This window comes from Actinomyces acetigenes (genome assembly GCF_031296635.1).
Lineage (GTDB): Bacteria > Actinomycetota > Actinomycetes > Actinomycetales > Actinomycetaceae > Actinomyces > Actinomyces acetigenes.
The window spans coordinates 1-22,245 of sequence record NZ_JASPFC010000005.1 but is presented as its reverse complement, the minus strand read 5'-3'; the positions used below and the strand labels follow the sequence as shown (position 1 = coordinate 22,245).

17 protein-coding genes and 1 pseudogene are annotated in these 22,245 nt (G+C 68.8%); 5 read left to right on the top strand and 13 right to left on the bottom strand.

The annotated features are described in order from the left end of the window. Positions 1 to 219: 219 nt before the first annotated feature. Together dapB and RIV14_RS02935 are read right to left on the bottom strand one after the other, a co-directional pair. Positions 220 to 972: a 4-hydroxy-tetrahydrodipicolinate reductase gene (gene dapB / locus RIV14_RS02940; RefSeq protein WP_075372764.1), complete on the bottom strand. Its 753-nt coding sequence runs from the start codon at positions 970 to 972 to the stop codon at positions 220 to 222. Positions 973 to 1,014: 42 nt separating this feature from the next. Then, positions 1,015 to 1,626, bottom strand: coding sequence for a TetR/AcrR family transcriptional regulator (locus tag RIV14_RS02935; RefSeq protein WP_075372765.1), 612 nt, complete (start codon positions 1,624 to 1,626; stop codon positions 1,015 to 1,017). Between the two features lie 118 nt (positions 1,627 to 1,744). Between RIV14_RS02935 and RIV14_RS02930 the strand changes: the two genes are divergently transcribed. Next, positions 1,745 to 2,647 (top strand): oxidoreductase, encoded by a 903-nt coding sequence (locus RIV14_RS02930; RefSeq protein ID WP_075372766.1) that lies wholly within the window; start codon positions 1,745 to 1,747, stop codon positions 2,645 to 2,647. Between the two features lie 127 nt (positions 2,648 to 2,774). Here RIV14_RS02930 and RIV14_RS02925 read toward each other — a convergent pair whose 3' ends face one another. From RIV14_RS02925 to RIV14_RS02910, 4 genes are all read right to left on the bottom strand, one after another. After that, the gene (locus RIV14_RS02925) at positions 2,775 to 4,181 is read right to left on the bottom strand and encodes a M16 family metallopeptidase (protein ID WP_075372812.1); all 1,407 of its coding nucleotides are present in this window, start codon (positions 4,179 to 4,181) and stop codon (positions 2,775 to 2,777) included. A 184-nt stretch (positions 4,182 to 4,365) separates the two neighbouring features. Then, positions 4,366 to 6,711 (bottom strand): polyribonucleotide nucleotidyltransferase, encoded by a 2,346-nt coding sequence (locus tag RIV14_RS02920; RefSeq protein ID WP_075372767.1) that lies wholly within the window; start codon positions 6,709 to 6,711, stop codon positions 4,366 to 4,368. Positions 6,712 to 7,256: 545 nt separating this feature from the next. After that, positions 7,257 to 7,526, bottom strand: coding sequence for a 30S ribosomal protein S15 (gene rpsO / locus RIV14_RS02915; protein ID WP_010613637.1), 270 nt, complete (start codon positions 7,524 to 7,526; stop codon positions 7,257 to 7,259). Between the two features lie 219 nt (positions 7,527 to 7,745). Further along, entirely contained in the window at positions 7,746 to 8,771 is a 1,026-nt protein-coding gene (locus RIV14_RS02910; protein ID WP_075372768.1) for a bifunctional riboflavin kinase/FAD synthetase, read from the bottom strand. Between the two features lie 288 nt (positions 8,772 to 9,059). Between RIV14_RS02910 and RIV14_RS02905 the strand changes: the two genes are divergently transcribed. Both RIV14_RS02905 and RIV14_RS02900 read left to right on the top strand, forming a co-directional pair. After that, positions 9,060 to 11,390 (top strand): ABC transporter permease, encoded by a 2,331-nt coding sequence (locus RIV14_RS02905; RefSeq protein WP_075372769.1) that lies wholly within the window; start codon positions 9,060 to 9,062, stop codon positions 11,388 to 11,390. Positions 11,391 to 11,408: 18 nt separating this feature from the next. Then, positions 11,409 to 12,218, top strand: coding sequence for an ABC transporter ATP-binding protein (locus tag RIV14_RS02900; RefSeq protein WP_075372770.1), 810 nt, complete (start codon positions 11,409 to 11,411; stop codon positions 12,216 to 12,218). A 10-nt stretch (positions 12,219 to 12,228) separates the two neighbouring features. On the opposite strand, the gene RIV14_RS02895 is transcribed toward RIV14_RS02900, so the two are convergent. From RIV14_RS02895 to rbfA, 3 genes are all read right to left on the bottom strand, one after another. Further along, positions 12,229 to 12,531, bottom strand: coding sequence for a hypothetical protein (locus tag RIV14_RS02895; protein WP_075372771.1), 303 nt, complete (start codon positions 12,529 to 12,531; stop codon positions 12,229 to 12,231). A 71-nt stretch (positions 12,532 to 12,602) separates the two neighbouring features. Next, the gene (gene truB / locus RIV14_RS02890) at positions 12,603 to 13,718 is read right to left on the bottom strand and encodes a tRNA pseudouridine(55) synthase TruB (protein WP_081381856.1); all 1,116 of its coding nucleotides are present in this window, start codon (positions 13,716 to 13,718) and stop codon (positions 12,603 to 12,605) included. Then, entirely contained in the window at positions 13,715 to 14,212 is a 498-nt protein-coding gene (gene rbfA, locus RIV14_RS02885; RefSeq protein ID WP_075372772.1) for a 30S ribosome-binding factor RbfA, read from the bottom strand. Before rbfA ends, truB begins: the two co-directional genes overlap by 4 nt. A gap of 197 nt (positions 14,213 to 14,409) precedes the next feature. On the opposite strand from rbfA, the gene rarD reads away from it, so the two are divergent. After that, positions 14,410 to 15,402 carry an EamA family transporter RarD gene (rarD, locus tag RIV14_RS02880; RefSeq protein WP_075372773.1) on the top strand — a complete coding sequence of 331 codons (993 nt, stop codon included), beginning with the start codon at positions 14,410 to 14,412 and terminating at the stop codon, positions 15,400 to 15,402. On the opposite strand, the gene RIV14_RS02875 is transcribed toward rarD, so the two are convergent. From RIV14_RS02875 to RIV14_RS02865, 3 genes are read right to left on the bottom strand one after another with little or no spacing between them, the layout of a single operon-like run. Continuing rightward, entirely contained in the window at positions 15,377 to 16,177 is an 801-nt protein-coding gene (locus RIV14_RS02875) for a slipin family protein (protein ID WP_075372774.1), read from the bottom strand. The two genes, rarD and RIV14_RS02875, sit on opposite strands and share 26 nt — an antisense overlap. 50 nt (positions 16,178 to 16,227) lie before the next feature. Then, positions 16,228 to 17,148 (bottom strand): hypothetical protein, encoded by a 921-nt coding sequence (locus RIV14_RS02870; RefSeq protein ID WP_075372775.1) that lies wholly within the window; start codon positions 17,146 to 17,148, stop codon positions 16,228 to 16,230. Beyond that, complete coding sequence (locus RIV14_RS02865; protein ID WP_075372776.1) at positions 17,148 to 19,490, bottom strand: nitric-oxide reductase large subunit; 2,343 nt, start codon at positions 19,488 to 19,490, stop codon at positions 17,148 to 17,150. Before RIV14_RS02865 ends, RIV14_RS02870 begins: the two co-directional genes overlap by 1 nt. 383 nt (positions 19,491 to 19,873) lie before the next feature. Between RIV14_RS02865 and RIV14_RS02860 the strand changes: the two are divergent. Next, positions 19,874 to 20,179 (top strand): annotated as a pseudogene (locus tag RIV14_RS02860) (molybdopterin-dependent oxidoreductase); the annotation flags it as partial. A 116-nt stretch (positions 20,180 to 20,295) separates the two neighbouring features. On the opposite strand, the gene infB reads toward RIV14_RS02860, so the two are convergent. Then, a partial coding sequence (infB, locus tag RIV14_RS02855) for a translation initiation factor IF-2 (protein WP_309324834.1) occupies positions 20,296 to 22,245 on the bottom strand: 1,950 nt, incomplete at its 5' end.

The window sequence follows — 22,245 nt, the reverse complement described above, 5'->3', positions numbered from 1 at the left end:
CGACTGAGCGCCGCAGATCTGACTGAAACCCAGAAGTGACCATATTACTATAGTTAAACCGCCAGCAACCTTACTCGGGTATGAACGGCAATATTTTCTCCATGCCTTATCCGAGGATTTGAGAATCATCCTCCCGCATTCTGCGTTTGAACGGCGTCATCTTTTGAGCCACGCATCAAAGAAAGAGCGCAAACTACGATAGGAAGTCGACCCCTAAACTTACAAGTCGAGCAGGGCGTCCAGGCCGATGGTCAGGCCGGGGTGGTTGGAGACCTGTCGCACGGCGAGGACTACGCCGGGCATGAAGGAGGCCCGGTCGAAGGAGTCGGTGCGGATGGTCAGCTGCTCACCGGGGTTGCCCAGCACGACCTCCTCGTGAGCGGTCAGCCCCCGCAGGCGCACGGCGTGGACGTGGACGCCGTCGACCACCGCCCCGCGAGCGCCGTCGGGGTCGGCCTGGGTGGCGTCCGGCATGGCACCCAGGCCCGCCTCGGCGCGGGCCGCGGCGATGCCCTGGGCGGTGGCGACCGCAGTGCCCGAGGGCGCGTCAACCTTGTTGGGGTGGTGGAGCTCGATGACCTCGGCGGACTCGAAGTAGGGGGCGGCCTTCGCGGCGAAGCTCATGGCCAGCACGGCGGACAGGGCGAAGTTCGGGGCGATGAGGACGCTGCGGCCGGCGGCCTCGGGGCGGGCCAGGTGCTCGCGGACGCGCCCGTAGGACTCCTCGGTCCAGCCGGTGGTGCCCACGACGACGTCCACTCCGGCGTCGAGCAGGGCGTGGACATTGGCCTCGGTGACACTGGGGACGGTGAAGTCGATGGCGACGTCGGCGCCCGCCAGGTGCTCGGCGTCGAGGGCGTCCCCCACGTCCAGGCGGGCCACGAGCTTAAGGCCCTCGGCGTCTTCCACCGCCTTGCAGACGGTCGATCCCATGCGCCCGGCGGCGCCCACAACAGCTACGCGAATCGTCATGGCCCCACCCTAGCGACTGGCCGGCCCACGGCGTGGGCCGTCTTACTGACCGTCCCCGAGCAGACCGGGGCGGATGAGCTCCAGCCAGCGCCGCCGGACCTCGGCGGAGCCCTCGCCGGGGTAGAAGACCATGAGGATGTAGAGGTCGGAGACGGTGAGGTCGCGTCGCAGCCGGCCGCTGGAGCGCCCCGCCTCGATGAGGCGCCCCAGCGCCTCGGTGGCGCGAGTCTCCGGCTCGGCGTACTCCACCTCCGCCCCCAACGCCCGAGCAACACTCTTGGCGGCATGGCTCCGGGAGATCATCTCCAGGGCCCGTCCCAGGAAGCCCAGGAGCTCCTGGTCGGCGTCGGACCGGCCCGCCTCGACGCGTTCCCAGGCGCCCTGGGCGTCATCGGCCAGGGCCTCGACGTACTCGTTGACGACCGCCGCGAGCAGGTCCGCCTTGTTGGGGAAGTGCCGGTAGAGCGTGCCCACGGCCACGCCGGCCACCCGGGCGATCTCCCCCATGGCGACCTCAGTGCCCTGCTCGGTGACCAGCTGCCTGGCGGCCCCCAGGATGGCGGTGCGGTTGCGCACCGCGTCGGCGCGCCTCGAAGTAGCGCCCTGTGCTGGCACCGCTGCCTGCTCGCCCGCGTCATGCGTCGCCCGTGGCACACCCCTCATCCTCCCGTCGTGTTCCATACCGCGCCGAGCATCTCAGTTGCACGAAGATGAATCTGCATTCACGATAGTACTTGAACGATGATTCATGTTAGCGAGAGGAAGCGCTCTGATGACCACCACCACGCCCACAGGCGTTCCCACGGCCTCCACCAAGACCTTTCCCGCAAGCGCTGCGAACCGCGGTGCTACCCGCACCGCGCTGGTCACCGGCGCCTCCTCCGGCATCGGCGAGGACACCGCCCGCAAGCTCCAGGCACTGGGCTACGTCGTCTACGGGGCGGCCCGCCGCACCGACCGCCTCCAGGCCCTGGCCACCGACGGCATCCGTCCGCTGACCATGGACGTCACCGACGACGCCTCCATGACCGCCGGCGTGGACCGCATCCTGGAGGAGACCGGCCGCATCGACGTGCTGGTCAACAATGCCGGCTACGGCTCCCACGGGGCCATCGAGGACGTCCCAATCGACGAGGCCCGTCGCCAGTTCGAGGTCAATGTCTTCGGTCTGGCCCGCCTGACCCAGCTGGTGAGCCCGCACATGCGTGCCCAGGGCTCGGGCACCATCATCAACATCTCCTCCATCGGCGGAAGGCTGACCACACCGTTGGGCGGCTGGTACCACGCCACCAAGTACGCCGTCGAGGCCCTGAGCGACGCCCTGCGCATGGAACTGCGCCCCTTCGGCATCGACGTCGTCGTGGTCGAGCCCGGCGCGATCCGCACCGCCTGGTGGTCGATCGCCGCCGACCACCTGGAGGCGACAGCCGAGGGCAGCGCCTACGCCGATCAGATCCGGGCTGTGGCCGGAGCCATGCGCAGCGAGTCGAACCAGCGGCGCTTCTCCCCGCCGGTGGTCATCGCCCGCACCATCGGCAAGATCGTCACCGCCCGTCACCCTCGGACCCGCTACGCCGTGGGTTTCATGGCGGGGCCCCTCATCGCCGCGCGCCGGATCCTGCCCGACCGCGCCTTCGATCAGCTCATCGGTGCCGCCTTCGGCTTCCGCCGCTGACCAACAGCCTGCCCGAGCCCGTCATCACCTGGGGACAACGACTGGAATCAGCCTGTTGGTGCCCCTCTTCTGGCTCCGGCGGTGCTCCATGAACGGGTCCATGGGCCCCGTCGGTTGTCGGCTACCGTCAGTCGACCGGGCCCACGAGGATGCGGGCGCGCTTCTGCTCCACCAGCCAGGCGGCCATCTCCTGGACCTCCTCAGGGGTGACGGCCTCCAGGCGGCGCAGGTTCTCCCTCATGGAGCGCAGGCGCCCGGTGACGACCTCGGCCCGCCCCAGGCGACCCATGCGCGCCAGGGAGTCCTCTCCCCCGAGCACCATGGCCCCGCGCAGCTGACCGCGGGCACGCATCATCTCCCGCTCGGTGACGCCGCGCTCGGCGAGCTTCTCGAACTCGCCGATCATGACGGCGCACACCTCGTCGACGTCGCCGGGGGCGCAGCCCGCGTAGAGCCCGAAGGCTCCGGCACCGGCGTAGGAGGTGTCGAAGGCGTAGGTGGTGTAGGCCAGGCCCCGCTTCTCACGCACCTCCTGGAACAGGCGTGAGGACATGCCCCCGCCCAGGATGGTGGTGAGCACGCTCATGGCCCAGCGCCGCTCGTCGCGCACGGCGATGCCCTGGCAGGTCAGGTACAGGTGGCTCTGCTCGCTCTCGCGCGGGACGGTGATGTCGTGGACGTCCAGGGGCGCGAAGGGCTCGATCTCGAAGCGGCGCTCGCGCGGGGCGGCGTCGGGCGAGGCGTCCCAGCCGGACGTGGCCAGGTCGGCCAGGACCCGCTCGCAGACCTCGTCGTGGTCGACGGCGCCGGCGGCCGCCACCACGAGGGTGTCGGAGGCGTAGGTGCGCTTGTAGTGCTCCCACACGGCGTCGCGCGGCACCGCGGTGACGGTCTCGTTGGTGCCGCCGATGGGTCGGCCCAGTGGTGTGTCCTCACCGAAGGCGGCGCGGGCGAAGGCCTCCTGGGCGACGTCGGCGGGGTCGTCGGCGGCGTCGGCGAGCTCGGAGACGATGACGCCGCGCTCGGTCTCGACGTCGGTGGGCTCCAGGAGGGAGGAGGTCACCATGTCGGCGAGCACGTCGAGGGCCGACATGGAGTCCGGGGCGAGCACGCGGGCGTAGTAGGAGGTGTGCTCCTTGGAGGTGGCGGCGTTGGACTCCCCGCCGATCATGTCGAAGGCCTCGGCGATGTCGTGGGCGTCGCGCGTGGCGGTGCCCTTGAACAGCAGGTGCTCCAGGAAGTGGGTGGACCCCTCCTGACCGGGTACCTCGTCACGGCTGCCGACACCGAACCACATACCGATCGAGGCCGAGCGCAGCCCCGGCACGGACTCGGTGATGACGCGTACCCCACCGGGCAGGACGGAGCGGCGAGTGAGCGCACCGTCATCGTGCAGGGTCAGCTCGGTGCCGTCACGGCCGGGCCGCCCGCGCCCGAGATCCACCTCGGCGTAGTCGGTCGGGCTCGAGGACTGCCCGGTCGCGGGGGTCGAGGAGGGCTGAGAGGCCGCCGGCCGGGCTGAGCCGGCGCGCATGTCTGGGTTGGTCACCCGCGAAGACTAGCGGGCTAGCGGGCCCACTGTCGTTCCCGCACCAGGCCGCGTCCTGCCGCGCGCAGCGAACGCCCTGCCCGATGACGGCGGTGTCCCCGCCCGGCCCAGAGGACCGAACGGGGACACCGGGGAGATGCGTCAGTGGGCTAGGGCCGCTGAACGGGGCTCACTCCTCCTCGGAGGACTCGGCGCTGCGCATGCGGCGACGGCGCGGACGGCGCTCACGGCGCGGCTGCTCGCCGTCCTCGTTCTTGGCCTCGCGGCGCGGGCCGCCCTCACGGGAGGCCTTGCCCTCGGCCTCGGCGGCGAGCTGCTCGTCGGTGAGGACCGCGTGCAGGCTCAGCTTGCCGCGCTGGTCGATCTCGGCCAGCTCGACCTGGACCTTGTCCCCCACGTTGAGGACGTCCTCGACGTTCTCCACGCGCTTGCCGCCGACGAGCCGGCGGATCTGGGAGATGTGGAGCAGGCCGTCCTTGCCGGGGGTCAGCGAGACGAAGGCGCCGAAGGTCGTGGTCTTGACCACGGTGCCCACGAAGCGCTCGCCGATCTCGGGCATCTGCGGGTTGGCGATGGCGTTGACGGCGTCGCGGGCGGCCTCAGCCGAGGGGCCGTCGGAGGCGCCGATATAGACGGTGCCGTCGTCCTCGACCGTCAGGTCCGCGCCGGTGTCCTCCTGGATCTGGTTGATCATCTTGCCCTTGGGACCGATGACCTCACCGATCTTGTCCACCGGGATGCGCACGGCCAGGACGCGCGGGGCCGTGGGGGCCATCTCGTCGGGGGCGTCGATGGCCTGGGCCAGGACGTCCAGGATGAACAGGCGGGCGTCACGGGCCTGGCCGAGCGCGCCGGCCAGCACCTCGGAGGGCAGGCCGTCGAGCTTGGTGTCCAACTGGAGGGCAGTGATGAAGTCACGGGTTCCGGCGACCTTGAAGTCCATGTCCCCGAAGGCGTCCTCGGAGCCGAGGATGTCGGTGAGGGTGGCCCACTTGGTCTCGCCGTCGATGACCTCATGCATGAGGCCCATGGCGATACCGGCCACGGGCGCGCGCAGCGGCACACCGGCGTTGAGCAGGGACAGGGTGGAGGCGCACACCGAACCCATGGAGGTCGAGCCGTTGGAGCCCAGGGCCTCGGAGACCTGGCGGATCGCGTAGGGGAAGTCCTCGCGGGTGGGCAGGACCGGCACAAGGGCCCGCTCGGCCAGGTTGCCGTGGCCGATCTCGCGGCGCTTGGGGGCGCCCACGCGGCCGGTCTCGCCGGTGGAGAAGGGCGGGAAGTTGTAGTTGTGCATGTAGCGCTTGTGGGTGACCGGGGAGAGGTCGTCCACCTGCTGCTCCATGCGCAGCATGTTGAGGGTGGTCACGCCCAGGATCTGGGTCTCGCCGCGCTCGAAGATGGCCGAGCCGTGCACGCGGGGCAGGACCTCGACCTCGGCGGCCAGGGTGCGGATGTCCTTCAGGCCGCGACCGTCCATGCGCACGCCCTCGGTGAGGGTGCGGTGGCGCACGATCTTCTTGGTCACGGAACGGAAGGCGGCCTTGAGGGCCTTGGTGTCCTCCTCGGTGGGGAAGGACTCGGCGAGCTCGGCCAGGACCTCGTCGCGCACGGCGTCGGTGGCCAGGTCGCGGGCCTGCTTGCCCTCGGTGGCGATGGCGGCGGCCAGGCCGTGGGCCTCGGCGGCCTTCTCGACGGCGTCGTACTGCTCGTCGGTGTAGTCCAGGTAGAGGGGGAACTCGGCGGTGGGCTTCGAGGCGTGCTGGGCGACCTCGAGCTGGGCCTCGCACAGGGCCTTGATGTGGGGCTTGGCGGCCTCCAGGCCCTCGGCGACGACGGCCTCGGTGGGGGCCACGGCCCCGGCGTTGATGAGCTCCCAGGCGTGCTCGGTGGCGCCGGCCTCGACCATCATGATGGCGACGTCGCCGGACTCCAGGACGCGGCCGGCCACCACCATCTGGAAGGTGGCGCGCTGCTGCTCGGAATAGCGGGGGAAGGCCACCCAGTGCCCGTCGATAAGGGCCAGGCGGGTACCGGCCACGGGCCCGGAGAAGGGCAGGCCGGCGATCTGGGTGGACATGGAGGCGGCGTTGATGGCCAGGACGTCGTAGTCGTCGTCGGGGTGGATGGCCAGCACGGTCTCAACGACCTGGACCTCATTGCGCAGGCCCTTGACGAAGGAGGGGCGCAGCGGACGGTCGATGAGACGGCAGGCCAGGATGGCGGCGGTGCCGGCGCGGCCCTCACGGCGGAAGAAGGAGCCGGGGATACGGCCGGCGGCGTACTGACGCTCCTCGACATCCACAGTCAGGGGGAAGAAGTCGAACTGGTCCTTGGGGTGCTTGCCCACGGTGGTGGCGGACAGGACGACGGTCTCACCGTCGAGGTAGGCCATGGCGCTTCCAGCGGCCTGCTTGGCCAGGCGGCCCGTCTCGAAGCGCACCACTCGCTTGCCGAAGGAGCCGTTGTCGATCACTGCCTCGGCGGCGGTGACCTCGGGGTCGTCAATGAACATGAAGTCTCTTTCTCGCGATCGTCGTGCCGGGTCCGTGGCCTTCGATCGAGGCCCACGGAGCCGAGTCCAGCCACACGCAGATCTCCATGATCCAACGGCGCGAGCGCGGTTCCGGAGGCCACCACCGAAAACCGACGGGGCCGGCCGCTCCCCGGGTCTCTTCCCAGGGGCGGACTGCGCCACCTGCGTACTCCTGGCCGGCTCGCACGCTGGGAGAGCATCAATGAGCCGGCGAGTACACGAGGGCACAGCCGCGCAGATTCTATCGTGCGCGGCCTCATGATGCCGATCAGCGCCGCCGGGTGCCGCGTGAGATGGGACGCGCGCAACCGATGACTTCCCGAATCGGCCTCGCCTGATCGTGACAAAGCGGTGGCCAACGGCAAGACGAAGCGGGCACGCGCCCCGCGCCCCGAGACGACATCAAGGCGCTCTCCGCCTCACTGCTTCTGAGCGCGGACGAAGCGCCTCTCAAACTCAAACGCCGTGCGGCCCGGCTCCTCTCCAGAGGGGCCGGGCCGCACGGCTCGAGGCTGTCAGCGCACTCAGCGACGGATGCCGAGGCGGGCGATGAGGGCGCGGTAGCGCTCGATGTCCTCCTTCATGAGGTAGTCGAGCAGGCGACGGCGCTTACCGATGAGCAGGTAGAGGCCACGACGCGAGTGGTGGTCGTGGGCGTGGCCCTTGAAGTGCTCGGTGAGGTTGGAGATGCGCTCGGTGAGGATAGCGACCTGGACCTCCGGGGAGCCCGTGTCACCCTCGTGGGTGGCGTACTCGGCGATGATCTCTTGCTTGCGCTCTGCGGTAACCGACATGCGGACTCCTTCGGGTCTCGTTGCACGGAGCGCCGGGGCAGGTTCTCCCGGGCATGAGGTATCCGTGGCCGATCGACGGCCCGCCAACCTTACCAGCGCCGCATCCCTCCGATCGCGCCAGAGGCTGTGTGAACCGGCACAGTGACAGGCCTGAAGCGGGATGCGGCGGTCAGGCTCCGACGGCGGGCCCTCCCCGAAGGCTCGGCGTGCCCACCGGAGCTACTGCGCGGTGACGTCCTCGGGACGGATCGGCTCGGGGACCGGGACGTCCAGGATCCGGGCGGTGTCCTCGATGTCGGCGCGCATCTGGACCAGGAGCGCATCGAGCCCATCAAAGGCGAGCATGGGGCGCAGGCGCTCGACGAGCTCGATCCCCACCTCCTCGCCGTAGAGGTTGAGGTCGGCTCGCCCCAGGACGTGGGCCTCGACGGTGCGCTGGGGGACGTCGTCGAAGGTGGGATTGGTGCCAATCGAGATCGCGGCGGGCAGCCGCTGGACGCCGCCCCCGTCTCCACCACCGCGAATCAGCCAGCCGGCGTAGACCCCGTCGGGCGGCACGACGCCGGCGGTGGCGGCCTCCAGATTGGCGGTGGGGAACCCGAGCTCGCGGCCGCGGCGCAGACCCCGCACGACGACGCCGCGCAGCCGGTGGGGACGGCCCAGGATCCGGCTGACCTGCCCCATGTTCCCGTCCTTGAGGCACTGACGGATCCAGGTCGAGGACCAGCGCCTCCCCTCGTCGGAGCGGATCTTCGAGACGATCTCGACCTCGAAGCCGTCGGCGCGACCGAGCTGCTCCAGGGTGGCGGCGTCCCCGGAGTTGTGGCACCCGAAACGCACATCGTCCCCGACGACGACCGCGCGGGCACCGAGCAGACCCTCCAGCCAGGTGCGCACGAAGCTCTGCGGGCTCTGGGCGGCGAAGTCGAGGGTGTAGGTGATGACCAGGACCGCGTCGAGGCCGAGGTCCTCCAGGGAGGCCAGGCGGTCGGTCAGGGAGGTGATGAGAGGGAGGTCCAGGCCCGGCTGGTGGACGCAACGAGGGTGGGGGTCGAAGGTGACCGCGACGGCCAGGGGCCGCCGACCGCCGCGGGCGAGCTCGTGGGCCAGCTCGACGACGCGTCCCAGGACCGCCTGATGCCCGCGGTGGACGCCGTCGAAGATGCCCATGGTGACCACGGAACCCGGTCCTCCCGGAGCGCTCAGGTTCGCTGGCACCTGCTCGGCGCCGTACCAGACCTCCACTGTCGCTGTCCCTGCTCTCATCGGCCCGCGGGGCGCACCGCGCCCCTGTCTGCATCCGCACCCGCACACCCCTGCCCGCCCCGCCGGGTCGGGAGAGGCGCTTGTGCGGGACAACCCTGCCACGGAGGCGGCGCCGAATGCGACCCGGCCGCCTCGACACGCCTTGACGCGTTTCGACCGTCGGTCTATTCTCAGCACCGACTGTCAGTCGAATAACGTCGAGAACCGCTCCCGCATCTGGGAAAGAGGCCGCGAGGCCGGAGAGAGCCCCCAAGGAGGCATGCTGTCATGCTGATGCGACTTCTCAAGGCGGACCTGGCGCGCGGCGCCGTTGTGGCCGCCACCCTGACCGCCCTCATCGCCCTGGCGGCCACACTGATGTCGGCCGGAACGTCCTTGGTCGTGGACAGCCTGTCGGCAACGCACCGGCTTTCCCAGCGGGCCAGGCTGCCGGACCTGGTGCAGATGCACACCGGCCGGATCGACGACAACACCTTGCAGGCCATCGACCACTGGGCTGAGGCGCGCAGTGACGTCACCGACCACGAGGTCATCAGGACCCTGCCGGTGGCGCGCCAGGAGCTGTCTATCAACGGCGTCAACCAGTCCGAGTCCTACAACGAGCCCGCCTTCGTCACCTCCCCCAAGCGTTTCGACCTCCTGCTCGACGACGACGGCAACCCCGTGGACCCGGGGCCGGGGGAGGTGGTCCTGCCGATCCACTACCGGGTGATCAAGGCCGCCGACGTCGGTGACGCCGTCACCGTCACCGCCGGAGGCAGGACGACGACGCTGACTGTGGTGGGTTTCGCGCGCGACGCCGAGATGAATGCCGCCATGATCCCCTCCAAGCGCCTCGTGGTCTCACCTGAGGACTTCTCCGTTCTGGAGCAGCGGCTCACTGAGCCCGAGTACCTCATCGAGTTCACCCTGACCGACTCCGCCCGTCCCGGCAGAGTCATCGACGCCTACGAGGAGGCGGGCCTGCCCAGCACCGGCGTCAGCATCAGCGCCTCGATGATCCAGTTCATGAACTCACTCAACGTCATGCTCATCGTGGCCGTGGCCCTGGTGGTGGCGATCGTTCTGGCCGTTGTCGCCATTCTCGCCCTGCGCTACGCGGCCCTGGCGGCCATCGAGACGGACCTGGCGCAGATCGCCGTGCTCAAGGCGATCGGGGCGCCGTTGAGCCGGATACGCCGTCTCTACGTGGTCAAGTACCTGGCTCTGTCAGCGCTGGGGGCAGCCCTGGGCTACGCGGCCGGCCAGCCCCTGGCCGCCGCCCTGGAGACCCCAACAACCCTCTATCTGGGTCGGCCTCCGACAACCCTCTGGAGCGTAGGGGCGCCCATCCTCACAGTTCTGGTCCTGACCCTCGGAGTCATCGGCTTCACCTGGTTGGCTCTGGGACGCATCGGACGCATCTCGGCCATTGAGGCCCTGCGCAGCGGCACCAGCGCCTCCCTGCGCCCGCGCCGGCAACGCTGGAGGCTGTCGGGGCTACGCCGTCTTCCGGTCCAGGTGTGGCTTGGCGCGCGTGAGGCGCTGCGTCCTTCCAACGCTCTGCTGCTCGGCGTCCTGGCTCTGTGCACCCTCACCATGGTGCTGCCGGCGAATGTCGCCACCACTCTGAGCAACCCGCAGATCGCCACCTATCTGGGAGCCGGCCAAGCAGATCTGCGCATCGACGTGCGTTCCGGGGTTCAGGACCTGGCCACTGTGGAGAAGAGGATCGACTCCGACCCTCGCGTCACCCGGCACGCCACGATACTGCGCCGTAGCTACAAGATGGCCACGACCGCCGGCGGTTGGGAAACGGTGCTCATCGATATCGGGGACCACGAGGCCTTCCCCATGAAGTACCTCTCCGGGCACGGCCCCACCACGAACGACGAGATCTCTCTGTCCTACAGCCAGGCCCAGGTCACAGGCGCTAAGGAAGGATCCACCGTCACCGTCCAGACCGCCGACGGGAAGAAGGACCTCACGGTCACCGGCGTCTACCAAGACATCACCAACAACGGGAAAACCGCCAAGGCCACCTTCGACGATGGTGCTCCCGCCCTGTGGCAGATCATCTACGCCAACTTCCGCTCCTCCGACCAGGCCAGTGCCGTCGCCCGGGACCTGCGGCAGGAGTATCCGGGAGTTCAGGCGATCGGCATGAACCAGTACGCCTCCCAGTTCTTCGGGGCCACCGGCTCCCAGGTCCGACTCATCACCACAATGGCCTGCGTCATCGCACTGGGGCTGTCCTTCCTCATCACGGTGCTGTTCACCGTGCTCATCGTCTCGAGGGAGCGGCCTCAGATCGGTGTCCTCATGGCACTGGGCTCCACCCGACGAGACATCGCGGGACAGTACCTCATCCGTTTCGGCGTCCTGGCCCTGACCGGTATCGCGCTGGGACTCCTGGCAGCCTTCACGCTGGGAAGCTCCACGATCGGGGCGCTCATGGCCACGCGCGGAGCCCCCGACCTCGAGCTCCTACCGAACCCGTGGCTAGTGGGGCTGGCTCTTCCCGCGGCGCTGCTGGCCACCGTCGCCGGCGCCGTCGCTCTGGCCCTCACGCGCCTGCGCGCCATGCCCCTGACCATAACCCTGACCACCGGCGAGTAACGAGTAAGGAGAGACACAATGCGCGCCTCCACCCCACCGCGCACCGGCTCAGCAGTCGCACAGCCGGCCGGCCCCGCAGGCGACGGACAACCCGCTCTGCGGGCCCGGCACCTGTCCAAGAGCTACCACTCCCCCGTCCTGCGAGACCTCGACCTGGAGGTCGAGCAGGGGCAGTTCGTCGCCATCATGGGCCCCTCCGGGTCCGGGAAGTCCACCCTCCTGCACTGCCTGAGCGGCATGGACCGGCCCGATGCCGGCTCGGTGCTCCTGGGCGGTACTGACATCACGAGCCTGAATGAGAAGGAGCTGGCGGCGCTGCGACTGACGCGCTTCGGATTCGTCTTCCAGCAGGCGCACCTCATGACCACCCTGTGCCTGCTGGACAACATCGTCCTGCCCGGGTTCCTGGCGGGTCTGCGTCCGCGCTCAGAGGTCACGTCGCGTGGGGAGGAGCTCATGGAGCGCATGGGGATCGCCGACCTGGCCGCCAGCGGCGTCACCGAGGTCTCCGGCGGCCAGCTGCAGCGCGCCAGCATCTGCCGGGCCCTCATCAACGACCCCGGGATCGTCTTCGCCGATGAGCCCACCGGTGCGCTCAACTCCACCACCGCCCTGCAGATCCTCGACCTGCTCGGGGAGATTCACGCCTCGGGAACGACTCTGGTCATGGTCACCCACGACTCCCAGGTGGCGGCCCGGGCGGACCGGGTCCTGGTGCTCGTGGACGGGCGAATCATGGAGGACCTCTCCCTGGGCAGGTACGAGGCGGTCAAGGGGCCCTCGCGCCTGGAGACGATCACCGAGGCCCTCCAGCGCCGCAGCGTGTGACGGGGCCGGGTCAGTGGCCTCCGCAGCCGCAGCCGCCGCCGCTCGAGGTGGGCGCGGAGACGTCGCGCAGGCCCAGCAGGTTGCCGGCCTTGTGCCCGGGAGTGACGCCCTGCGGCGCCCCCGCCCCCAGCGCCGTCGTCACCGCGGAGGCGATGGCGACGGCGTCGATGGCCTCCGAGGAGGTCTGCGCGGGCTCGGGCCGGTAGCCCTCACCCACCGGCTGGGCGACTGCGGGAGCGGCGGCCCGCTCGTCCTGCTCATTGCGCTTGCCGTGCCCGCCGCATCCGCAGCGGCATCCGCCGGTCTGGCTCATCATGTCTCCTCACGAAATGGTGCTCATCGAGTGTGCTCGCGCCGGACTGGCCGGTGGCCCGTGTACGCGTCTCAGGCCGGGTCCAGGACCAGCACCGGGCGCGCACGCGGACCCTGGTGCCTCAACAGTGCCACGAGGCGCCCACCGGAGGCGAATCCGGCCACGACACGCTGCTCAGCCGCCCCCGGGGAGGCCTGCGGCCACCGGGTCTCGGGTGCCTCGGCCCGCTTCAGGACCGCGGCGTCGAGAGGCCGGCCGTAACGCAGTGCGTGCGCCTCGTCCTGGCTGAGGACCAGCCGCTCGAAGCAGCGCCGGGCGACCTCCTCCAACGGGACCGTGGTGACCCCGTGAGGCTCGGGGGCCGAGGCGTCGGCCTCGACCTGGGCGGACAGGTCCGCCAGGGTGTGGGCCTCGTCGATATCGAAGGGGCCGACTGCGGTGCGCCGCAGCGCGGTCAGATGAGCTCCGCAGCCCAGTGCCCGCCCCAGGTCGCGGGCCAGGGCGCGCACGTAGGTGCCGGAGGAGCAGGAGACCAGGATGTCGATGTCAACAGCTTCCACCGTCCCTGAGCCGTCGCCCCAGGCGCCGTCACCGTCGACGATCGCCTTGCGGGGCTCTCCGGTCAGGCGCAGCTCGTGGATGGTGACGGGTCTGGCCCGCAGCTCGACGTCCTGCCCGTCACGGATGCGTTGGTATGCTCGCACGCCGTCGACCTTGATGGCGGAGACGGCGCTGGGCACCTGCTGGATCGGCCCGGTCAGGGCGGTGAGCGCCTCCTGGAGGCGGTCCTCGGGCAGGTCCTCGATCCGGCAGCCGCGGGTCGCGGTGATCTTCCCGTCAGCGTCCTCCGTCGTGGTCTCCGCCCCAAGGCGAGCGGTGGCCTCGTAGGTCTTGTCGGCCCCCACCAGGTAGGTGAGGAAGCGGGTGGCGCGCCCGATGCCCAGCAGCAGCAGGCCGGTGGCCATGGGGTCGAGGGTGCCGGCGTGCCCCACCTTGCGGGTGGCGGCCAGGCGGCGGGTGGCGCCGACGACGTCGTGGCTGGTCAGTCCCTGGGGCTTGTCCACCACGAGGACCCCGTCGGCGGCCGTGACCGCGCCGCGGGGGACGTCGGGGCGACGACGTGCGTGTTCGTGGCCGCTATCGGGGCCCGTCCTGTGCACCAGATCTAACCGCTCGGAGGCCGTCACAGGTCCTCGGCGTCCGTTGCGGATTCCTGGTCGACCTCCTCGGCCTCACGGTCGCCGTCCTCGGCCTCCTCATCCTCCTCATCGTGGCGGTAGGGGTCGGCGTCACCGGCGTAGGTGGCCCCCTCGGCGACCTTGGCGATCTGGGCGTCGCGCACCCGGGCCTGAGCCAGGGCGTCCTCCAGGGTCTTGGCGGTGGTGGGAAGGGCATCGAGCTGGAAGGACAGTGAGGGGGTCAGGCGGATACCCAGCGCCTTGCCGACCTCGGAGCGGATGAGTCCCTTGGCTGAGCGCAGCGCCTTGGCCGTCTCCTCCCGCTCCTCATCGCTACCGTAGACGGTGTAGAAGACGGTGGCCTGCTGGAGGTCCCCGGTGACGCGGACGTCGGTGATGGTGACGAAGCCCAGGCGCGGATCCTTGATGCGCCCCTGAAGGAGACGGGCCACCGTCTCGTGAATACGGTCGGCGACCTTGCGGGCGCGGGCGGCGTCGGCCATGGCGGAGCTCCTTCATGTGCGGGGTCCGGGCCTGTAAAGCCCGGGGCTGAGCGATCGGGACCGATCGGCGCGCCGTCCTCGCCCGAGAAAGAGCGAACCCTTCCGAGGCGGTCCAGTGCGCCTCACTATGCTACGCGGAGCGGCGACACGGTCACTGCAGCCATCCCCGAGCGCGAACGGATCAGGAACAGATCACAATGAGCTCCTCCCCCGGTGCATCCTCCTCGAAAGACGGCCCCACCGCTACGCCACCGGCCCTTCCTGACGCCGCGGCGACCTCGGCGTCAGGGACGCTCGATAGCACTGGGATGGCTCTGGTCATCGGCTGCTACACCCTGTGGGGCGTCTTCCCCCTCTACTTCCACCTCCTCTCGGCCGCCGGCAGCGTGGAGATCATCGGTCACCGGATCCTCTGGACGCTCGTGACCTGCCTGATGCTCACCGCGCTGCGGCGCCGCTGGGCGCAGCTGGTCCACGTGGTGCGCTCACCGCGCCTGCTGGGGATGCTGGCCGTCTGTGGGCTGCTGGTCTCGGTCAACTGGCTCGTCTACGTCTACGGCGTCAACAGCGCGCGCACGGCCGACGCCGCCCTGGGCTACTTCATCAACCCGTTGGTGACGGTGGCCCTGGCCTCACTGGTGCTGCATGAGCGGTTGCGCCCCGCACACCGGGTCTCGATCGCGCTGGCGGGCGCCGGAGTGGCCCTTCTCGTGCTGCTTCAGGGCTCGCTGCCGTGGATCTCCCTGGCGCTGGCCTTCTCCTTCGCCCTGTACGGGCTGGTCAAGAAGCAGCTCGGGCCTGATGTGGACGCTCTGACCGGGCTGACGGTGGAGAGCACCGTCGTGGCTCCAGCCGCGCTCGCCTACCTGGGCCACATGGCTTGGCAGGGTCAGTCGGCCTGGCAGGCTCCTGGTCAGGGCTGGCCGATGATGGCGCTGCTCGTGGTGGCCGGCCCGGTCACGGCGGTGCCCCTGCTGCTCTTCGCCGCCGGGACTCGGCGTGTGCCGTTGTCGGTGGTGGGGATGAGTCAGTACATCGCTCCGACCATCCAGTTCCTGCTGGCCTGGGGAGCCTTCCATGAGCGAATCTCTCCGGCCCGCTGGGCGGCCATGGTGCTGGTGTGGGCGGCGGTCGCGGTCTTCATCGGCGACGCAGTGCGCCAGCTCATTCGCCGTCCTCGTCCTCGTTAGCCTCCGGCAGGCCGGCCTGGGGGCCGAAGCGCTCCAGGAGCGGTCCGATGATGTCCATCGGCAGGGGGAAGACGACCGTGGAGTTCTGGTCGGCACCGAGCTCCAGGAGGGTCTGCAGGTAGCGCAGCTGGAGGGAGGCCGGTGACTTCGAGAGCGTGTCCGCCGCCTGGCGCAGCTCCTCAGAGGCCTGGAGCTCACCGCGGGCGTTGATGATCTTGGCGCGGCGCTCACGCTCGGCCTCAGCTCCACGGGCCATGGCCCGCTGCATCTGCTCGGGAATCTCGACGTCCTTGATCTCGACGACGCTGACCTCCACGCCCCAGGGCTCGGTGAGGTTCTCAATGATGTCGCGCAGGTCGGCGTTCAGGGCGCTGCGGTGGGCGAGCACGGTGTCCAGGTCGACCCGCCCGAGAACGGACCTCAGTGTGGTCTGCGCGATCTGGGAGGTGGCGATCGCATAGTTCTCCACTGCCATGACGGCTTTGACCGGGTCGGTGACGTTGAACAGGACGACGGCGTTGACGCGCGCTGGAACGTTGTCCTCCGTGATGACTTCCTGGGGCGGGATGGTCAGGGTGACCACTCGGGTGTCGACCCGTACCAGGCGCTCAAGGAAGGGGACGACCAGGTGCAGGCCGGGCTCGTAGACGGGTCGCAGGCGCCCCAGCCTGAACACAATGCCCCGTTCGTACTGGGTGATGATCTTGAGCGAGAGGACCAGAGCGAGCAGGACGAGGACGGCCAGGGCCACGATGGCGGTGGTGGAAGTAGTCATGGAGGATCCTTCAGGAAGATGGGGCGAGGTGGCTCAGGACTGGGGTCGAATCATCTGCTTGTGGTGTCGGTGGCCTCATTCCACGCCGAGGACCATGAGCGCCGGGCCCCGCCGCGGGAGCCATCCGACCCGGGCTCGGCCATGGCGGCCGGGACTCGCTTGCGGGTACGCAGGGCGGTGACGCGACGCAGCTCCGGCTCCGCGGAGGCTGCAGTCCCGCTGTCCGCCTTCCTGGCACCGTCGGAGTCGGCGAGGAAGGAGACACGCACGGTGCGCCCCGTTGCGGCCGCACGCGCCTGAGCGGCGGCGATCGCCTCAGCCGCCTCACGCACTGAGCGGTAGCCCGAGGGGCGTGTGCTGATCGACACGGGGACGGGACCTACGCTCGCCGAGCGACGAGCCGCCTCGGCCTCCCGGTACTCCTGAGTGCCGACGTGGGGCAGGTGGGCGGGCGCGTTATCGGGGGTGCTCCACAGATGACGGGCCAGCGGCAGGACTCCGACGACGATGACGACGACGGTAGTCGTGCCCAGGACGATGAGGTCTCCGGTGGCGTGAAAGGCCACCATGAGCAGCATCGGGATGAAGACACCGACGCAGGCGATGACCAGACCCACGCCGCGGTGGAAGCGTCCGGCGTCGGAGTAGGGCCACGGGTCGACGGGCCGGGTGATCTCCCGCGGGCCGGGGGTGGGTGAGCAGCTGTCCTTGGACGGGCAGCGCCCGCAGATCGCGTGGGCACCCTCGTAGCGGATGACGCGCTTGTCCGGGTCGAAGGCGGTGGGCCACAGCCACTGGTCCTCGTGGCATCTCCATCCGTCGACGTCGTCGTGGTACATGAAGTCCGAGTGCCGCCAGGACATCGAGTGCCGGGCGCTACGCGAGCCGAGGACGTCCACGGCCCACGCAGCGGCCAGCATGATGAGCGCGTAGGCGGCGATGAGCCACACGCTCAGGTCGGGTGAGTCCATCAGTCGTTCAGCTCCGCACGCTCACCGTGCCAGGCCTTGCGCCCACCCGGGATCTCCTCGTAGAGGGCGTCCTCAGCGAAGGTGTCTACCGTCCGGCCACGGCGCCAGTTCCTCAGTCCCAGGAAGGCGATGTAGAGGTAGGGCAGGACTCCGCCGAGGATGAAGATGAGGTCGCCGGGCATCCGCCCCCACTCGATGATCGTGTTGACCGAGTTGGTGACGTAGGTGAGCTGGCGGGCCTCGAAGTAGCCCGTGCCCACCGAGTAGCGCAGCTGGAGGATGCCCAGCGGCAGCAGGGTGGCGAAGCACATCCAGGCCAGACCGATGTTAAGGCTCCAGAAGGAGGTCTTGGCGAGCTTCTCGGGCCACTTGTCGACCGGCACCAGGTAGCGCAGGGCGAACATCCCCAGCGCCAGCGCCATGAAGCCGTAGACGCCCATCATGGAGGCGTGCGCGTGGTTGGCCGTCAGCGCGGTCCCGATCTCGTAGTAGGACACGATGGGCAGGTTGACCAGGAATCCGAAGACACCGGCCCCCAGGAAGTTCCAGAAGCCAACGGCCATGAGGAACATGACGGCCCAGCGGTGCGGGAAGGGACCGGCCTCCTTGCCGTGGCGGTTGGCGCCCAGCTGCATGAAGGCCCAGGCCTCCACCGTCAGGAAGGTCAGGGGGATCACCTCGGCGGCTGAGAAGAAGGCGCCCAGCGCCATGTGCTCCACCGGCGTGCCGGAGAAGTAGAGGTGGTGCATGGTGCCGATGACGCCGCCGGCGGAGTACAGGATGATGTCCATGAAGATGATGCCCAGTGCGATCCTCTCGCGGACAACGCCCAGCAGGACGAAGACGTAGGCGACCATGACGGTGGTGAACAGCTCGAGGAAGTCCTCAACCCACAGGTGCACCACCCAGAAGCGCCAGAACTCGGCGACGGTGACGTGGGTTCCGGTGCGCGCCATCATCCCCACGGCGTAGAAGGCGGGGATCGCCAGGGCGGCGAACATGAACAGCCAGGGCATGTTGGCCACGTGCTCATTGCTCAGGCGCGAGCGCATGGCGCGCCAGATGATGAACACCCAGACGAATAGGGCCACGGTGAGCAGCACCTGGAAGACGAAGGGAAGGTCGAGGTACTCCCACTGCTGGGCGAACAGCGGCCCCTTGGCCCAGCTCAGGCCGTGCTGGCTGGCCCCCTCCGCCAGGCAGGACAGGACGACGACGACCGTGGCCGCGATGAACAGAGTCCACACCAGCAGGTGCTGCTTCTTCGGCTCACGTCTGGCGATGAACGGGGTCAGGAACAGACCGGCTGCGAGCAGCCCGATGGCGGTCCAGAACAAGGAGAGCTGGACGTGCCAGGTGCGCGCCAGGGAGAAGGGCAGAAGCCGGCCCAGGTCGAAGCCGAAGAAGGACAGCACGTCGGCCCGGTAGTGCTCGGCCAGGGCTCCCAGGAGCGTCTGGACGAGGAAGAGGGCGGCGATGGTGAAGACGTACCAGGCCACCACCCGCTGCGACTTGGTCAGCCCAACCTCCTCGGGCTGTCGGAAGGACAGGGCCGGGGCCTCCTCGGAGTGCCAGCCGATCTTCTGGCTCCAGCGGCCGTAGATGGCGAACATGGCCCCGGTTCCACCGATGAGGACGATCAGCGACAGGACCGACCAGATCATGAGGTCGCCGGTGGGCGCGTTGCCGACCAGGGACTCGGCGGGCCAGTTGTTCGTGTAGGAGTAGTCGTGGCCCGGACGCTGCGCGGACGAGCCCCAGGCGGTCCAGCCGAAGAAGGCTGTCACCTGCTTGACCTGGACGGGATCGGTGATGAGATCCGGCTTGAGGCCGTGACTGCGGGCATCGGGCCCGAACATCTTGGCGTAGTGGCTGACGGCCTCGTTGTAGGCCTTGACCTGCTCATCGGTCCATACCAGAGTTCCCGTGGAGGGGTCGTAGCGGTTGGTCCGCATCATCTCCTTGGTCGCGGCCGCCGGGTCGGTGACCCCCTGGGCGGCGAGCTGTTCCTTGACGCTCGTGGCCTCCATGCGAAGGTACTCGGCGGTGAAGTCGGGACCGAGGTAGCCGCCGTGCCCCAGGATGGAGCCGTACTCCATGAGACCTCTGGCCTGGAAGAGCTTCTGCCCCTCAGTGATGTCCTGTGTCGTGAAGAGGGTCTCGCCGCTCTCGGTGACCACCTTCTGCGGCTGAGGCATGGAATTGGTGTAGGTGCGGTAGGCCAGTAGACCCATGACGGTGAATCCGAAGAGCATGACTAGAGCAACGCCCTGGATCCACCCCTTGCCGATGAGGCGGGCTCGCCGGGAATCCGTCCCTTCAGCCGCAGCAGCCGATGACATGAGATTACCTCCGGACATCTCAGGAGACGGCGGACGTCTTCCGCGTCGTCACAGCCACCGTACAAGCCTCACGAGGCTTACTAACGGAACCAATCAGGACTTCTCCGTCGATATATCGACCGATCAGCCCCATTTCCTTAGATTCTCTCCGTCTATATTCAACACGTAGAATGGCGCAATCCTGACGACATCAACTATTTTAACAACTTTATCGTTACTTATTTAAGTACGGATAGCATAACTTTGCCTCACTGTATTAAGTCTTGATCACAACTCATCGTCATGACCCCTACAGAGAACCGAGAATGAACAGCACAATTTGCTCGCACGGCAAGTGCCTCGCCCCTGTTAGTAAGGCACGACGACGCCCCTTCTGACCCTAGATGTTCGAGTCTTTCGGCATGGCCCAGCACATGCACGACGGGCGCCCGGTCGAGCCGTACTACACGTGCCTGCCTCTGGACATGGCCCTCGAGGATGACACGATCCTGGCCTGGGACCGCAATGACGAGCCGCTGTCGGGCATGTTCGGCGCTCCGCTGCGCCTGCGCTGCGAGACGAGCCACGGGTACAAGATGATCAAGTGGGTCCGGTCGGTGACGTTGATCCGTCACTACAGCGAGGTCGGTGACGGCATGGGCGGAACCCGCGAGGACTCCGGGTACCAGGACGTCAACGCGCGCATCTGACGGCCTCATCTCGCTCGAGCATTGTCGTGGGCGTCCGATGCGCGCCCGTCACTGACGATGGTGGCCGGCCACCCCAGTGCGGGGCGACCGGCCACCATTGATGAACGCGGACGTTCTCAGTCGCGAGGCTTCTCGCGCATCTCCCAGGTCTCGATGACGTCGCCCTCGGCGAGGTCCTTGAAGCCCAGGTTGATACCGCACTCGTAGCCCTCACGGACCTCGGTGACGTCGTCCTTCTCACGGCGCAGCGTCTCGATGGACAGATCGCCGTTGATGACGACGCCGTCGCGCACCAAGCGGGCCTTGGCGCCCCGCTTGATGACGCCCGAGCGGACGATAGAGCCGGCGATGGAGCCGAACTTCGAGGAGCGGAAGATCTGCCGGATCTCGGCGGTGCCGAGCTCGACCTCCTCGTAGACGGGTTTGAGCATGCCCTTCATGGCGGCCTCGACGTCCTCGATCGCGTTGTAGATGACCGAGTAGAACTTCATGTCGACGCCCTCGCGGTCGGCGATCTCCGAGACGCGCTCGGCGGGCCGGACGTTGAAGCCGATGATGACGGCGGAGTCCACCGTGGCCAGGTTGACGTCGTTCTGCGTGATGGCACCCACGCCGCGGTGGATGACGCGCAGGGCGACCTCCTCGCCGACGTCGATCTTGAGCAGGGAGTCCTCCAGTGCCTCGACCGCACCCGAGCTGTCGCCCTTGAGGATGAGGTTGAGGGTGTCGACCTTGCCTTCCTTGAGGACGTCGGTGAGGTTCTCCAGGGAGACCCGCTTGCGGCGCTTGGCCAGCATGGCGGCGCGCTCGGCGGCCTCACGCTTGTCGGCGATCTGGCGGGCCGTACGGTCGTCGGGGGCGACGATGAAGGAGTCGCCGGCGCTGGGCACGTTGGTCAGCCCCAGGACCAGGGCCGGGCGTGCGGGTCCGGCCTCGGTGAGGTTCTCCCCGTGCTCGTTGAACATGGCGCGCACGCGCCCGTAGGCGCTTCCGGCCACGATCGGGTCGCCGACCCGCAGCGTGCCGCGCTCGACCAGGATGGTGCTCACGGCGCCGCGTCCCTTGTCGAGCTTGGCCTCAATGGTCACGCCGCGGGCCTCGGTGTCCGGGTTGGCCCGCAGGTCCAGGGCGGCGTCCGCGGTCAGCAGGACTGCCTCGAGGAGCTCGTCGATGTGGAGACGCTGCTTGGCGGAGATGTCCACGAACATCGTGTCGCCGCCGTACTCCTCGGGGACCAGACCGTACTCGGTGAGCTGGCCACGGATCTTGTCCGGGTTGGCGCCCTCCTTGTCGATCTTGTTGACCGCCACGACGATCGGCACGTTGGCCGCCTGGGCGTGGTTGAGGGCCTCGACGGTCTGGGGCATGACGCCGTCGTCGGCGGCCACGACGAGGATGGCGATGTCGGTCACCTCGGCACCGCGGGCCCGCATGGCCGTGAAGGCCTCGTGACCGGGGGTGTCGATGAAGGTGATCGGGCGCTCCTCGTCGTTCAGGTTGACGCGCACCTGGTAGGCGCCGATGGACTGGGTGATGCCCCCGGCCTCACCGGCGACGACGTCGGTGGAGCGGATGGCGTCCAGCAGCTTGGTCTTACCGTGGTCGACGTGACCCATGACCGTGACCACCGGGGGCCGGGGCACGAGGTTGGCGTCGTCCTCGTCGGGCTCGAGGTCGATGTCGAAGGACTCCAGGAGCTCGCGGTCCTCGTCCTCGGGCGAGACGATCTGGACGTTGTAGCCCAGCTCGGCGCCCAGGAGGGCAAAGGTGTCCTCGTCGAGGGACTGGGTGGCCGTGGCCATCTCACCGAGGTGGAACAGGACGGTCACCAGGGCCGCGGGGTTGGCGTTGATCTTCTCGGCCAGGTCCGTGAGCGTGGCCCCCTGGCGCACGCGCACCGGGGTGGAGCCGTCACCGCGCGGGACGATGACACCGCCGATCGACGGCGCACTCTGCTGCTCGAACTCCTGGCGCTTGGCCCGCTTGGACTTGCGTCCCCGCGGGGCGCCGCCACCACGCCCGAAGGCGCCCTGGGTGGAACCGCGACCACCGCGGCCCCCGCGGGG